The organism is Streptomyces sp. NPDC052016, from assembly GCF_044548445.1.
In the GTDB taxonomy this organism is placed as follows: Bacteria; Actinomycetota; Actinomycetes; order Streptomycetales; family Streptomycetaceae; genus Streptomyces.
Map to the genome: position 1 here is coordinate 559,682 of NZ_JBIUBX010000001.1, position 14,366 is coordinate 574,047.

The 14,366-nt window shown below is 69.5% G+C and carries 14 protein-coding genes and 2 pseudogenes; 11 read left to right on the plus strand and 5 right to left on the minus strand.

What is annotated here, in order from left to right; translation table 11 throughout:
- Window positions 1-286: 286 nt before the first annotated feature.
- A pseudogene (locus ACIHAR_RS02595) lies at window positions 287-1,015 on the minus strand (RNA-guided endonuclease InsQ/TnpB family protein); the annotation flags it as partial.
- A 227-nt stretch (window positions 1,016-1,242) separates the two neighbouring features.
- Window positions 1,243-1,848 carry a TetR family transcriptional regulator gene (locus tag ACIHAR_RS02600; RefSeq protein ID WP_400016121.1) on the minus strand — a complete coding sequence of 202 codons (606 nt, stop codon included), beginning with the start codon at window positions 1,846-1,848 and terminating at the stop codon, window positions 1,243-1,245.
- Between the two features lie 259 nt (window positions 1,849-2,107).
- Between ACIHAR_RS02600 and ACIHAR_RS02605 the strand changes: the two genes are divergently transcribed.
- From ACIHAR_RS02605 to ACIHAR_RS02650, 10 genes and pseudogenes are all read left to right on the plus strand, one after another.
- Window positions 2,108-2,752, plus strand: a complete 645-nt coding sequence (locus ACIHAR_RS02605) for an isochorismatase family protein (RefSeq protein WP_400016123.1) — start codon at window positions 2,108-2,110, stop codon at window positions 2,750-2,752.
- Between the two features lie 91 nt (window positions 2,753-2,843).
- Window positions 2,844-3,596 (plus strand): SDR family NAD(P)-dependent oxidoreductase, encoded by a 753-nt coding sequence (locus tag ACIHAR_RS02610; protein ID WP_400016125.1) that lies wholly within the window; start codon window positions 2,844-2,846, stop codon window positions 3,594-3,596.
- A 48-nt stretch (window positions 3,597-3,644) separates the two neighbouring features.
- Entirely contained in the window at window positions 3,645-4,997 is a 1,353-nt protein-coding gene (locus ACIHAR_RS02615) for an FAD-binding oxidoreductase (RefSeq protein ID WP_400016127.1), read from the plus strand.
- Between the two features lie 98 nt (window positions 4,998-5,095).
- Window positions 5,096-6,190: a hypothetical protein gene (locus ACIHAR_RS02620; protein ID WP_400016128.1), complete on the plus strand. Its 1,095-nt coding sequence runs from the start codon at window positions 5,096-5,098 to the stop codon at window positions 6,188-6,190.
- Between the two features lie 44 nt (window positions 6,191-6,234).
- The gene (locus tag ACIHAR_RS02625) at window positions 6,235-7,407 is read left to right on the plus strand and encodes a DUF5624 domain-containing protein (protein ID WP_400016130.1); all 1,173 of its coding nucleotides are present in this window, start codon (window positions 6,235-6,237) and stop codon (window positions 7,405-7,407) included.
- A gap of 59 nt (window positions 7,408-7,466) precedes the next feature.
- The gene (locus tag ACIHAR_RS02630) at window positions 7,467-8,327 is read left to right on the plus strand and encodes an alpha/beta fold hydrolase (protein ID WP_400016132.1); all 861 of its coding nucleotides are present in this window, start codon (window positions 7,467-7,469) and stop codon (window positions 8,325-8,327) included.
- Window positions 8,328-8,644: 317 nt separating this feature from the next.
- Window positions 8,645-8,827, plus strand: coding sequence for a hypothetical protein (locus ACIHAR_RS02635; RefSeq protein ID WP_400016133.1), 183 nt, complete (start codon window positions 8,645-8,647; stop codon window positions 8,825-8,827).
- A 71-nt stretch (window positions 8,828-8,898) separates the two neighbouring features.
- Window positions 8,899-9,142, plus strand: a pseudogene (locus ACIHAR_RS02640) (PAS domain-containing protein); the annotation flags it as partial.
- A 432-nt stretch (window positions 9,143-9,574) separates the two neighbouring features.
- The gene (locus ACIHAR_RS02645; RefSeq protein ID WP_400016135.1) at window positions 9,575-10,135 is read left to right on the plus strand and encodes a hypothetical protein; all 561 of its coding nucleotides are present in this window, start codon (window positions 9,575-9,577) and stop codon (window positions 10,133-10,135) included.
- 258 nt (window positions 10,136-10,393) lie between these two features.
- Complete coding sequence (locus ACIHAR_RS02650) at window positions 10,394-10,537, plus strand: hypothetical protein (protein ID WP_400016137.1); 144 nt, start codon at window positions 10,394-10,396, stop codon at window positions 10,535-10,537.
- A 251-nt stretch (window positions 10,538-10,788) separates the two neighbouring features.
- Here the strand turns inward: ACIHAR_RS02650 and ACIHAR_RS02655 are convergent, their stop codons facing one another.
- The gene (locus ACIHAR_RS02655; protein ID WP_400016139.1) at window positions 10,789-11,046 is read right to left on the minus strand and encodes a hypothetical protein; all 258 of its coding nucleotides are present in this window, start codon (window positions 11,044-11,046) and stop codon (window positions 10,789-10,791) included.
- A gap of 176 nt (window positions 11,047-11,222) precedes the next feature.
- On the opposite strand from ACIHAR_RS02655, the gene ACIHAR_RS02660 reads away from it, so the two are divergent.
- The gene (locus ACIHAR_RS02660; RefSeq protein WP_400016342.1) at window positions 11,223-11,327 is read left to right on the plus strand and encodes a hypothetical protein; all 105 of its coding nucleotides are present in this window, start codon (window positions 11,223-11,225) and stop codon (window positions 11,325-11,327) included.
- 161 nt (window positions 11,328-11,488) lie between these two features.
- On the opposite strand, the gene ACIHAR_RS02665 is transcribed toward ACIHAR_RS02660, so the two are convergent.
- Window positions 11,489-11,629 carry a hypothetical protein gene (locus ACIHAR_RS02665; protein WP_400016141.1) on the minus strand — a complete coding sequence of 47 codons (141 nt, stop codon included), beginning with the start codon at window positions 11,627-11,629 and terminating at the stop codon, window positions 11,489-11,491.
- A gap of 491 nt (window positions 11,630-12,120) precedes the next feature.
- A complete protein-coding gene (locus tag ACIHAR_RS02670; protein WP_400016146.1) occupies window positions 12,121-14,178 on the minus strand; it encodes an NPCBM/NEW2 domain-containing protein in 2,058 nt (685 codons plus the stop codon).
- Between the last annotated feature and the right edge of the window lie 188 nt (window positions 14,179-14,366).

The window sequence follows — 14,366 nt, forward strand, 5'->3', positions numbered from 1 at the left end:
CTACCCAGATCGTGCGCTGAGGCCACCTGAGTTTCCGCCAGTGGCAGACAGCCCAAGGCCAGGGCACTAACGATCTACGGCCGGAGCACTGAAGGCCCGGGATTCCCGCCTGCCCCTGCACAAGCCGTGTGGGTCGCTTCGGGTGGGTTCCTGCTTCGCTGCGCGGTGGGGGCACGGGTGCCCGTCTTACCTGCGCTCCACAGGCTGACACCGCCAGTCCGGCGGCCTTGGTGACATTGACCGCCGCGTGGATGTCCCGGTCCAGGACGGCCCCGTATGCCTTGCACGTCCACTCGCGGACGCTGTGGGGCTTGGGGCCGTCCTTGACGCCACACGCGGAGCACACCTGACTGGTGGGCTCGAAGCGGCCGATCCGGATGGAGGTGTGCCCGTACCGGGCGGCCTTGTACTCCGGCATTCCGACGAACGCCGACCATCCGGCGTCGTGCACGGACTTCGCGAGCCGCGTGGGCGCGAGTCCTTTCACCGCCAGGTCCTCGACGGCAACCGCTTCGTTCTCGCGGATGATCCTCGTCGAGAGCTGGTGGTGCAACTCGCGGCGCGCGTCGGCGGCCCGCGCGTGTGCGCGGGCGACCTTCAGTCGGGCCTTGTCCCGGTTGCTGGAGCCCTTCCGCCTGGGGAGAGGTCCCGCTGCGCCTTGCGCAGGCGCTTGTTGGCCCGGCGCAGGCAACGCGGGCTGTCGACCTTGGTGCCGTCGGAGAGGACGGCGAATTGCCCGAGCCCGGAGGTCGATACCGATCTCGGGCGTCGTCTGAGGCAGAACCTCGGTGGCGTCCGTCTCGACGACGGAACTCGTGAAGTACCGGCCGGCCGCGTCCTTGACGACGGTCACGGTGGCCGGGATCGAGGGCAGCGTGCGGGACCAGCGGACGGGGACGTCCCCGATCTTCGGCAGGCGCAGCTTTCCGCCCGGGGTGATCCGCCAGGCGGCGTTGGCGGTGAACCGGATCACCTGCCGGTTGTCCCGCTTCAACTCGAAGCGGGGAGCACCCACGCGCGGGCGCTTGCCCCTTCAAGCCGTCCAAGAAGTTCCGATACGCGGTGTCCAGGTCCCGCAGGGACTGCTGCAGGACCACCGCCGACACCTCGGCCCAGCCAGGCCCGTTCCGGGGCCTTCTTCGCGGCCGTGAGGCGCTTGGACAGCTCCACCGCGGTGACGACGGCAGCCCCGCCGCGCGGGCCTCCTCGCGGACGCGAAGGTGCTCAGGGCGGTACCCGTCGTCAGTCCAGCAGGACGCTGCGCAGGTTGGGGATGAGGTGCCGGACGAGCTGTTCGTCCGACATCTCGGCCAGCGGCCCGCTCCTGAAGACGTACCGGGAGAACGTCACCCCGATGAGATAGGCGCCCACAGACGCCACACGCTCCTCCAGTTCGGGGCCGGGAATCACCTGCCGGTACATCTCCAGACTCTCCTGCTGCATCGCGGTGAACAACCGTTTGGCGGTCTCCTCCTCCGAGGCCACCGCACGCAACATGGCCACGAACGGGTCGCTGCCTCCACTCTCGGCCATGCGCCGGACGTAGGACCGGGCGATGCGCGTCGGCAAGGTCTTGGGGTCGCCGGCCACTTCCGCCATGAGCGTGCGGGGGCTGGGGACCGCGGCGAGGAACAACTGTTCCTTGGATGTGAAGTGCCGAAGGACAAGGCCGTGGGTCACTCCGGCTCGGCGCGCGACGTCGCGGACGGTCGTCCTGGCGTAGCCGCGCTCGGCGAAGGCGGCCCGGGCGGCTTCGAGGATCGCGGCCCGGCTTGCTTCCGGGTCCCGCCTGCGCTTCTTGACCGGAGCAGCGCCCTGGTCGACGGGGTTCGTGGGTGGCGTGTCCATCCCGTAAGTGTACACAAGGTCACCAATGTGCTGACCCATTGGTCATTAGACACGGGGTGATCTGCCTGCCTATTTACGCCTGTCCGCCCCATTTACCCCGAGCCGGCAAACTTTTTAAGTGACCACCTGGACATTAGGGGCCCGAAGCACTACCTTCACTAATGACCAATCGGTCATCAGTGAGTGGGCTTCGGCTCGCTCGGTCTGCTCGGCAGCCGAACCGTCGCTGCCGTTCACCACAAGAGAAAGAAGGCCAGTCATGGCACCTGAGTCCCTCACCCCGGCCAACACCACCGTCGTCCTCGTCGACTACGCCGTCGGTTTCGCGAACCTCCTGCGCTCCCATGACCTCGCGGAGCACATCAACAACGTCGTGGGCCTGGCGAAGACCGCGAAGTGGTACGGAAGCGGCCTGGTGGTGACCAACGGCCAGTCCAGCAAGCCGTCCGGCCCGCTGTACCCGGAACTGCTGGAGGCCCTCGGCGACCAGCCGGTCATCGAGCGCGCGGTCGACTTCAACTCCTTCCTCGACGAGTCGTTCGCCGAGGCGGTCCGGGCGGAGGGCCGCCAGAACCTGGTGATCGGCGGCATCGCCACCGACGGGTGCGTGCTGCAGACCGTGCTCGGCGGCCTGCGTGAGGGCTACCGCGTGCACGTGGCGGTCGACGCCTCCGCCAGCCCCTCGCTCGAGGCCCACAACGCGGCGATCCAGCGCATGGTCCAGGCCGGTGCCGTCCCGGTGACCTGGTTCTCCCTGGCCGCCGAATTCCAGCTCGACCCCCAGTTCCACGACGCTCCGCACCGCATGCGCCTGATGCAGGAGAACGTGCCGGCCATGGCCATGAGCGCTCGCTCCTTCTTCAACGCCGTCGAACTGGGCAAGCGCGCCGCCACGGCCGCCTGAGGCTGTCGACGCGAGCACCGCGAGTACCGGCCAGTCACCACACCCATCCCACAGCGGGTCTCGGCCTGCCACACAGAGAGGAGATCGCCCCATGAGCGACATACAGGAGGACCGGCTGCTGTCCGGGCGGACCGTTCTGGTGGCGGGCGCGACCGGTGGCATCGGCGAGGGAATGACCCTCGCGCTGCTTCGCCAGGGAGCCACCGTCGTGGCCACCGGTCGCAGCGAGGAGCGACTGTCCGGCCTCGCCGACTACGTGAAGGAAGCCGGGCCCGGCACCCTGATCACCCGAACCGTAGATGTCGGCGATCCCGACAGCGAGAAGGTGCGCGCACAGTTGTCGCCCTACGGCGCGCTGGACGGCGCCGTCGTCTCGATCGGCGACTGGGGGAGCCCAGAACGCACCGGCGTCCTCGACATCTCCGACCGTGAGTGGGAGGAAATGATCGCGTCGAACCTGACGAGCCATTTCCACGCGCTGCGCGCGCTCACCCCCCTGCTGTCCCGGGACGGGGCGCTGGTGCATCTGAGCGGTTTCAGCGCGGACATCCCTTATCCGTTCGCCGCCCTAGTGGGAGCCACGAACGCGGCGAAGAAGTCGCTGGTGCGCTCACTGGACGCGGAACTGGGCGGTAGGGGCCCGCGCGTGTACGAGCTGATCATCGGCCCCATGCGTACCCGCCCGCGGGCCGCGATCGGCGCGGACAACCCCGGTTGGTTCAGCGCCGAGGACCTCGGCAGGCACGCGGGCCGGCTCGTCGCCCGCAGCAGCCCGTACACCGACGCCCCGCTGCAGTACCTGATCACCCGCGCCCACGGCGTGCGGACCACCCCACCCCAGTAAAGGACACGTGCGGATCCCCGTCCCCGTACGGAGACCGCGGAGGCATCCATGCGTACCATCGACAGCTCACCGCCGGCGTCTCGGCTGCCCCTGCCCGACAGTCTGGCCGCGGTCGCGATCCGGCCGGGCGACGGCGACTACGACACCGTGCGGCACACCTACACCCGCACCGGATCACCGGCCGCCGTGATACGCGTTCGCGATCATGAGGACATCGCAGCCGCCCTGGCCCACGCCCGCACCGCACGGCTTCCCCTCACCGTACGCAGCGGCGGCCACGGCATCAGCGGCCGCTCCACCAACGACGGCGGCATCGTCGTCGACCTCTTCGCACTCAATGCCGTGAAGGTGCTCGACGCCCGATCCGGGCTGGTACGCGTGGAGGCGGGAGCACGCTGGGGAGACGTCGCCGCCCAGCTCGCGCCCCACGGCCTGGCCCTTTCCTCCGGAGACACCGGAGACGTCGGAGTCGGCGGGCTGGCCACCACCGGCGGGATCGGCCTCATGTCCCGCCTGCACGGCCTCACCATCGACCACATGCGCGCCGCCGAACTCGTCCTGGCCGACGGCTCCGTGGTGCGTACCGACGCCGAACACGACCCGGACCTGTTCTGGGCCGTACGCGGCGCGGGAGCCAACTTCGGGGTCGCGACGGCGTTCGAGTTCCAGGCGAAGCCGGTGGGCGACGTGATCGCCGCGGTCACCGTTTTCGACGCCGGGGACACAGCCGCGTTCCTGACCCGGTGGGGGGCCGCCGTCGAGGCGGCGCCCCGAACAGTCACCAGCTTCCTGACGCTCATGTCGGGCCCCGGTGGACAGCCCGTCGCCCAGGCGATGACCGTGCACGCGGGGGCGGACACCGAGACTGCGCGTGAGGCGCTCGCACCCGTGCTGTCCGCCGGACCCGTGCTGCGGAACCAGGCCTTCGTCACTCCCTACCACCAGCTGCTGCCGGCCACGCACGCGACGCAGCACGCGCAGCAGCCACTCACGGTGTCGCGGTCCGGCCTGCTGGAGCACATCACCGACCCCGCCGCCGCGGCCATCACATCGGTACTGGTGGCCGGAGGGGCACCCATGGTGCAGCTGCGGTCCGTCGGCGGAGCGGTCAACGACACGCCCTCGACGGCGATGGCCTACGCGCACCGCACGCAGAACTTCTCGCTGATGGCCGCCACCGTGCCGGCGGGGCGCAAGGACCTGGACCGGCACTGGAAACGGCTCCACCCGCACCTGAAGGGGCTCTACCTGAGCTTCGAAACGGGCACCGGACGACGACAGCTGCAGGACGCCTTCCCCGGAGCGGTGCTCGACCGGCTCATGGTCCTCAAGTCTCGCTACGACCCCGACCACGTCTTCGACAACAACTTCGCCCTGCCGTCGGCGGACCTTCCCGGGTGACCCGGCCCAACGGCAGCCGCCGGGGCGACACGTCGACACGGACTGCGCCCGGTCAACGCACCCACCACCCGTACTTCCTGCGGAGAGGCCCGACAACCATGCCCAGCACACACCTCACCGAGTTCCAGTCCATCCCCACCTCGGGCGCCCGGGGCGTAGAGCCCTTCGACCTGGACGGACTGCGTCTGCTCGCCATTCCCCAGCTCGCCTATGACGTGCCAGGCACACCGGTGGACATGAACGGGGGAGACAGCGACACCGACCTGCTGCTGCTCAAGCGAGGCGACCAGGGGTACGAGCCGTTCCAACGCGTGCCGTTGCCGGGCGGCGAGGACGCGGAGTTCTTCCGCATCGGCGACCGCTCCTTCCTCGCCGTGGCAAGCATCCGTACCGGTAAAGGCCCTTATCAGTTCGCCGCCACCTCACGTGTCCTCGAATGGGACGGCAGCTCCTTCGTCGAGTTCCAGTCCTTCGACAGCTTCGCCGCCAAGCAGTGGAAGCACTTCACGATCGAGGACCGTCACTTCCTGGCCCTGGCCCAGGGAGTGGTCATCCCCGGGCAGGAGGACGACAACCTGCCCTCCCCGATATTCGTCTGGGACGGTGAACGCTTCGTCCACTTCCAGGACATCGACTCCCAGTGGGCCTACAACTGGCATGCCTTCGCAGTCGACGGCCAGCACTTCCTGGCGCACGCGGAGCACGTCGGTCCGTCGGTGCTCTACCGCTTCGACGGAGAGAAGTTCCAGCCCCACCAGGAGCTGGCCGACCGGCACGGCCGCGCGTTCGTGCACTTCGCCATCGACGGCGACTTCTTCCTGCTGGTGGCCCGGCTGCAGAGCGAGTCGCAGCTGCTGCGCTGGGACGGCTCCCGCTTCGTCGTCCATCAGACGCTGCACGGGCTGGGAGCGCGCGAGTTCGCCGTCGTGCCGACCCCGGACGGGACCTTGTACGTCGTGCGCGTGAACTTCGTCCTGGGCACTCCGGCCGACCCGACCACCGACCTCGACTCCGAGATCTACCAGTGGCGCGACGGGCAGCTGGTGCGCACGGAGACCTTCCCCACCACGGGCGCCACCGACGTCGCCGTCATCCACGACGACGAGGAGGGGCTGCTGATCGCGGTCTCCCACAGTCTCACCGCCGACGTGCGCTTCGCCGCCCGCACCGTCCTCTACCGCTTCACCCCCTGAACCCCGCCCCTTTGCTCCGCACCGCTCCACGACAAGGAACCGCCATGGCCGCCAACGAAAGCCCCGAGCTCGTCGACCTGTTCACCACCTACACGGCCGGCCCCACCAGCATCGGCGCCCACCTCACCCGTACCGCCGCCGCCGACACAGCCGACGCACCCCTGATCGTCGCCACCGGCACCGACTTCGCGCTCTACCCCGGCGGTGGCAAGCCCCCCACGGTCGAGGGCTTCCGCTTCTCCACCAAGGGCTTCAAGGAACTCGCCGGCGTCTCCCACCTCGGCCCCGCCGTCGCCACCCTCGTACAGCTGCGGGAGAAGTACGCGGATCCCGGCTGGCGCAACGAAACAGAGCGGCTGCTGACCGAGGTGCGGCGCAGCCGCGAGGCCAACAGTGCCGAACTGTGGCGCGACACCATCGCCGTCGAGACGTACCGCGGCCGCGAGCAGGCCATCGCCGACATGGCCGACTACACCTTCGCCGTCACCGACGGCTTCCTCAGCGCGGCCCTGGAGGACGAAACCCACCTCAACGCCACCGCCCTGCGCACCCACTACCTGGAAAAGGGCACGGCCGAGGGGCACGGAACCGTCAACCACATGATGATCGCCACGTTCTTCCTCACCGGACTGGACATCTCCCGCCGCATCATCCACTGGTTCCGCGAGCAGCAGATCGACTGGAGCCGGGCCATGGTGGTCATCGCCGGCAAGCAGGGTCGCCCCACCGCCGGTGTCACCTGGAACACCTCCAGCGTCGCCACCATGCTCCTGGGCGCCTCCGGCTACCAGCTCCCCCTCGAACGCCTCTACATGGCGCCCCACGCCCCCACCTTCACCACGCCGCTGGACGGAGACCTGTCGAAGGTGGCGGCCCTGGAACAGCCCCTGCGCCAGATCTGGTCCAACACCCGCGCCACCGTCGAACTGGGCGACCTGATGTTCCCCGGGCTTCCCCGCTACGCCCCCGGCCGTCTCGCCGTCCCCGACATCTCCGACCCGTCCGTCACCGAGATCAGCGAGATGCCCGTCATCCACGGCCCCGACGACTGGCGCGCCATGACCACCCGCCTCCGAATGGTCATGGAGGACCCGCGCCAGCTCCTGTCCGGCTCCGTCACGGACTACGCCGTCAGCCAGCTCGTCGCCGCCGACAACAACCCCGCCAAGGTGACCGTCCCCGGCCTGGACAACGTCACCTACCCGACCGGGCTGTGACCACCCGCAGCGGGAGGTGCCGCCCGGCACCTCCCGCCCGACGCCAGGAGCACGCCACCATGCCTCCGCTCAGCTTCGACCAGGCCCGCCACCTCGACGTAGAGGGAGGCAGGATCGCCTTCTACGAGACCGGTACCGGCAGCCGCCCCATCGTCTGGGTGCACGGCCTGCCTTTGGACTCCCGCTCCTGGGCCGCCCAGCAGGAGTTCTTCGACCCCCACGCTCGCAACGTCTTCCTCGACCTGCGCGGCTACGGAGCCTCCGACAAACTACCCCCCGGCGTGGAGAGCGTCACCGCCCTGTACACCGCCGACCTCGCGGCCCTCATCACCCACCTCCGCCTGGAGAAGCCCACCGTGGTCGGCTTCGCATCGGCAGGGCACGTCGCACTGCGATTCGCCGCCCAGCACCCCGACCTGCTCGGCAAGCTCGCCGTCCTCAACGGCTCCCCCAAGTTCCGCCGCGGCGACGACTGGCCCCACGGCTTCGACGACGCCGCCATCGCCCACTTCACCGACGCCGCCCGCGACGGCGGCATCGAGGGCATCACCGACGCCGTCCTCGACCCCGGCCTGGTCTTCGCCGACGTCGACACCACTCGCGCCACGGAACTCGGCTCCCGGTTCCGCGAGATGAGCTACAACGCGGGAGTCGAGACCCTGCTCGGCTTCTTCGACAACATCTCACGGGACGACGACCGCCACCTGCTCCCCGCCATCACCGCTCCCACCCTGTTGATGAGCAGCACCAGAGGCCAGGAAGTCCCCTCGGGAGTCTCCCTCCACCTGCGCCAGACCATCCCCCACGCCCGTCTGGCCGAACTCCCCGGCGCCGACCACTTCGCCTTCGCCACCCGCCCCGGCCTCGTCAACGCTCTGCTGTGCTCCTTCATCAACGACCGGCCCACCTCCGGTGACTGATCCTGCCGCCGGACATGGCCAGGTATGCAGGAGGGCCCGGCAGGAAACCGCTGGCCGATTCGGTTCGTGGCGGCACTGGGATCGGAACTGCTGTGTCGCCGTCCGCCCAGGCACAGTGGCACGACAATCGCTGCGGTTCACTGTCCACCTTTCAGAGGTGGCCGGTATCCCTCACAGCCGGTCGGCGGTTGAACGGTGGGCCGCAGTCGGAAGCGGCGGTCGTCGTGGACCGAATGTCCGCGGTCTTCGCCTTGCCGCTTCCACGCCCGGCGCGAGCAGTTGGGACCAGGCGGTGCGGCATCCCACCTTGTGCACCAATGATCCGCACCGCGTCGCCCGGCGGCACCCGGATCTACATCGTGGACGACCTCTGCGCCCACGCCAGCGCGGACATCCGCCGCTGGACCAAGGTGGCCTATCTGACCGACGTCGCCGACGGCGCCCGGCTCAACGCCGCGTACGCACGGTTCTTCACCTCGCCGCGGCCCCGCCGGAGTTGAGTCGGAGTGGCGGCACATGCTGTACGGCGGCTGCATCGAGATCGAGGCTCTCGCCCGGATACCTGTGGTATCTGGAGCAATTGCTCTCGGCTGAGAAGCAGGACGCCATCATCGCGGCGCTGACTCCTGTCATCGACGGCATCGTCACGACGCTTGTCCTTCTGCGAGGTGGTCGTCCACGACTTCCGTCGGCCGGAGAGGTCCGTCGTCGCCATCGCAGGCACGGTCACCGGACGTACGGTCGGCGGATCGATGAGCGAGATCGGCATGGACATTCTCGCGCGTGGCGACGAGGCTACCGACGAGCTGAACTACATCCGCACGCCCTGATCGGGGGACTCGTCGGCGTCACCGGTTCCGCCGCGGTCCCGACGACCACGTTCGACGACGGCATCGGCTCCGTGGTGGACGCGATCGTCGACGCTCACCAACTGCGGCAGAACCGCGTCGGTCACGATGCCCCGGTGCGGCCCACACATGGCCGCACCGGGGCGCGCGGGCACCGTCGGGCGCTCCCGGCTTCCGCCCCCCTTGTCTCACCTGGCACCCTGGCCTACACGGCCCGCGCGGTCCGCCACCACCGCGGGAACCCGGTCCGTGGAAAAACCGCGCCTGCACCTGCTCGGCTACGGCCGCTGGGCCGGCGGGACTGGACCCGCTCGGCCTCCGGGGGCGGAGCGGGGTCGGCACAGTGCCTTGTCCGGGTTGAAGACGCAGGTGACGTAGGCCGGGGTAGACCTCGGGGTCGTGGCGGGCCAGGACGCGGCGCAGGCGGGCCGGGTCGGTGACGACGGAGCCGGTGAACCCGGTGCGGTGGTGGAAGTCGGCGAGCCGGGCGGCTGCCTCGTGGGCGGCCGGGCCGCTCAGGTCCTGCTGGTGGTCGGTGGTGAGGGCGAGAAGGTGTTCGCCGCGCCGCATGGACTGTTCGGCCTCGACCTCGGCGCGGAAGCCGGAGTCGCTGGTGCCGGCGTAGCCCTCGACCATCTGGATGCCGAGGTGGCGGTACTGGACGGCTCCGGCGATGACGCCGCCGGGGCGGCGGGCGATGTACCAGGCCAGGGTGCGGCGGAACTGCCGGGCGGTCAGGTTCCAGGGCTTGCCGTTGACCTCGGGGATCGCGCGGAGGCCGTAGTGATGGCAGTAGGCGTTGATCCAGGTAATCACGCGGTTATTCAGCTCGTTGCTGGAGCGCAGCGTCATCGCTCAGGCCCGGATGCGCTCTGCCGGGTAGAGGCTGCGCAGGAGCAGGTCGGTGGCGGGCGGCTGGAGGCGTTCGAGGACGGCGACGGCGCGGGCGGCCGCCGATGATCCAGGTGGCGATGGTGCCCACGGGGTCGCTCTCGCCCATAAAGGCGAGGCTGGTGATCGTCCGAGTAGAGCCCGCCCGTGTGTGATCCGCTTGCGCATCGCGGCCACGTCCGCACGGGCGGCGGCCAGCAGGCGCCGTAGCTCACCCTCCGAGTGGCCGGTCACATGCCGAGGCTGCCCCGGGGTGCGCACCCGCAGGACGTCGAGTGTGTTCGGCACCCGGCCGGTGGGCGACATCAGCCGCAGTACGTCCGCGACATGCTCGACGAACCGCCATGCGTACAGCTCCTGCATGGTCGCGGCGACGCTGTCGGCGAAGAACTCGGCGTGCTCTACCCGCATCTGCTCCGGCCGCCGCGGCACGTCGTCCACCCCGGCGAGGGTGCGCAGGAACCGCTGTAGCGGATTCCACATCGCCAGGGCGGAGGAGGTGGTGCGCAGTGGGGGCCGATCCGGGCGGCCACCGCGACCACGAGATCCTCATGCCAGCCAGGCAGCTCGCATTCCGCGAAGTCGAAGGTGCGGCTCCGGCCGTCCTCGCCCTCGAAGTCCACGCACACGCTGCCGCCGGGCGAGCGGTAGACCGCCGAGCGGACGTCGTAGTCGCCGTCGGGCAGGGCCGCCCGAACCCCGGGACGGGTGCTCCCGCGCGCTCATGCGACCGCCGCCGTCTCGTCGACCACGTCCACCGGCAAGTCCCACCCGCCGGGAACCAGCGCCATCCCGGTTTCCATGTCCAGCTCCGCCAGGGTGTGCAGATAGACGAGCGCGGTCACCACCGATCGATGTCCGAGCCTGCGCCGCACCCAGTCCAGCGGGTCACCGAACACCCTGGTGTAGTGCTCGCGCTGGCGCGGGTGCTGCTCGGCCAAAGCCGCCAGGTGCCCGCGCTGCAGCTGCTCCAGCGTCACCACGGCGAAGGTGTGCCGACGACCGGCTGGCGACGTCGGCCGCGCGCACCTGGGCGGTGGGCGACGTCGCGGGCAGCCCCCAGTTCACGCACGTCTCGCTCGACGACTACCGCATCGTCAAGGCGAACATCGCCGGCGGCGACCGGCGGACGACGGGACGCCTGGTGCCCTGAAACCTGTTCACCACGCCCGAGTTGGCCAGGGTCGGCATGACAGAGACCGAGGCCCGGGCCGCGGGCCACGACGTGCGGATCGCGCTGGCCAACGCGGGTGCTCCGTGACACCACGGCGGGTTGGATAGCCGGGGCTTTGGCTTTGTCCGCGAGAACGGACGTCACCTCGACAGTGGTCCGGGAGGTGCCTTGCCGTCGCCACTGGCTCGGAATGTTCACGGGTTCTGACAGCACCGGGCCTCCCCGGTGGACCGAGCGCGTCGGTGGTCTCACCGCCAGTCGTCGATCACATACGCGTCAGGGTGGCTGTAACCGGGTTCGTTGGGCCTTTGCATGGTCACGCCCTGCAACCAGGTGCGGAAACCGCGGTCGATCATGCGCCGGTAGGCATCCGGGCGACCCAGGTTCATTCCGGCATCCAACTGACCCAGTCAGCGCTCGGCGGCCAGCCGCTCGCAAGCGTCGAGCAGTCGCGTCGAAGCCCGAGCTCCTGTCCGGGCAGGGTTGACTCGCTGCGCCCCCACCCTGCGACAGGACTCAGGCTCGTGTCGGGGAGCGGGGGACGCAGAGTGGCGAGGGTGGCCTGCCTCAACCACCCGTTGGCTTGCGTGGCGGGGCCTGCGTTGCAGGACACCCTGTCCCTGCCCGCCAGGAGCAGGGACAGGGGCCGGCCGGGGCACTTGATTCCATGGAACGGTGCGCTTCCTCGTCGATGACGGCGCCGTGAGAGGTGACGAGGGGGCCTTGAGCGGTGATGCGGGGCATCCACACAGCGGCCGCGATGACGGGTTCCATGCCGGCCGGGCGTGGTACGACACCCGCAGCGAGGACATCAAGCGGTCGCCACAGGTGTGAAGCGGCCGCACCCGGGCGACGTTCCTCCGGGTGCGGCCGCACCGGGTCAGCAGGTGGCGTTCAGACCGGCCCAGTTGGCCCGGTCGTTGTAGCCGCCGTCGCCGGCGTCGCCGACCACCAGGTCGAGGACCCGGACGCCGGTCAGGTCGATGTCGGCCTGGCGGGTGTCGTCGCGGCCGACCACACCGCTGTCGAACAGCACCTGGCCGTCACCGAGCACCTGGAAGGTCGACGTGCCGCCCTCCGGGCCGACGTTGCGTACCGCGTCGTCGATGCCGACGGTGGTGGTCAGTCGGGTGCAGCGGTCGCCGAGGTAGTAGCGGATCGTGGAGGGTGAGGCGACCCCGATGCCGGTCGGGTGTATCTGGCCGAGCATGCTGATCGGCGTCCATCCGCCGACGCTTCGGTCGATGGTTGGTGTCATCCATCCGCTGGTGGCGCTGATCCAGTCGTGGTGGGACAGGACGACGTCGCCGTGCGGCGGCGCGGGTGCCACCACGAGTGCCGTAGCCGTTTCCTGCCGCAGGCGTCCGCTGCCGGTCACCTCGTAGGAGGTGGTGGCGGACAGTGTGGCGCTGCCCGGCGCGGCGACATCCGGCAGGGTGATCGTGAACGTCAAGGTCACGGAACGGTTGGGCTTCAGTGGTGTGGGTGTTTCGCCGATCGGGCGGGCTGTCCACCCGGCGGGCACCGTCAGCTCGACCCGTGGTCGGAAGACGGGCCGCGCACTGTCGTTGCGCACGGTGAGCTTGACCCGGGCTTGTTCGCCGCCGGCGACCACCGGGGCGACCCCGGCCGGAACCGCGTCACCGTCGACCTCTGTCACCTGCGGCAGGCCGGCGACGACATGCGGAATGCCGGGCTTGCCCGTTGCCCGGGCGACACGGAACAGGGCCGCGCCATGGGCCGGGACAGCGGCGCTGATGGTGCCGGCGCTCTCGGTGACCTGGTCGGTCCAGGCGTTCTTGAGGGTGAACCGCTTCCCGGACAGGCCCACGGAGGACGCCGTCGTGGTCAGGGTCGCCGGGCTGTCGCCGCGGTTCAGCAGCACCACAGCACGGTCACCGTTCGCGAGCCGCTTCACCCAGGTTTCGGTCGTTCCGGCTGGGCCGACGCGTACGGCCTGGACAGCGGCGCTGTCCTGGTTGATGGAGAGCACGTCGCGGTCCGTGAGAATGCCGAGCGAGGTCTGGCTGAGCTTGCGGATGTCGCTGCCGATCACCAGCGGAGCGGCCGCGACCGACCAGAGCGTCATCTGCGTACGGAACTCCTCGTCGCTCATTCCCAGTTCGGGTCCGAGGTAGTCCGGGTCGTTGAAGTGGCCAGGCCCGGCGGCCTCGGGGTGCCGTGCGTTCGCGTCGTAGTTCCGCAGCACGTCCTTGAACTTGATCTCACCGATGAAACCGACGTCCGTGTACGTCCGCCAGGACTGCGCGATCGCCGGCGCGTAGGACCAGGAGTACGTCGACTGCTGCTCCTGCGGGTAGTTGCCCCAGTCCGGGGACGTGACCGGGTTGCAGAGGTTGAAGATCATGGGGCGTCCGCTGGCGTTGTTCCGCAATGCCTTGGCGAACTCGGTGTAGACGGTCTTCGGGTCGAGGTCCGCGGCGATCCCGCAGAGGTAGTCCACCTTGACCGCGTCGAATTCCCAGGCGGCGAACTGGTTCGCGTCGCGCTGGTAGTAACCGTGGCTACCGAGTCCGCACTTGCCCGGGATGTAGGGGCCGGCGTCGGTGTAGATGCCTGCCTTGAGACCCTTGGAGTGGATGTAGTCGACCAGCGGCTTCAGCCCGTCGGGGAACTGGTCGGGGTTGGGCACCAGGTCCCCGGCCGAGTTGCGCGGGGTCGGTGCAGCCCAGTTGCCGTCGATCCATACGTACTGGTAACCGGCATCGCGCAGTCCGCTGCTGACCAGGTAGTCGGCTGTGGACTCGATCTCCGCAGCGGTCGGATCACCGCCCAGCGCATAGTAGGTGTTCCAGCCCATGTAGGGCGTCGGGCTCAGTATCTGCTGGGGCGCCGGCGCCGCGACGGCGGCATCGCCGGCCGGGGGAGCGGCGTAGGCGGGTGCCTGTACGACCAGCAGGCCGGTCAGGAAAGCCAACAAGACCGTGATATGTCGTTTCACATCGGATCCTTCGCTGTCCGATCAGGCGCGCTGAACCGTCCCGGTTGTGAGTGAACCGTCCCGGTCGTGAGTCTGCGGTACCGCTGCCCAGCCGAAGGTGCGGCGGTCGTATACCCAGGACCAGTCGACGCCCGCTCGCCTGCGGGGTGGTTGCGAGGATCTTG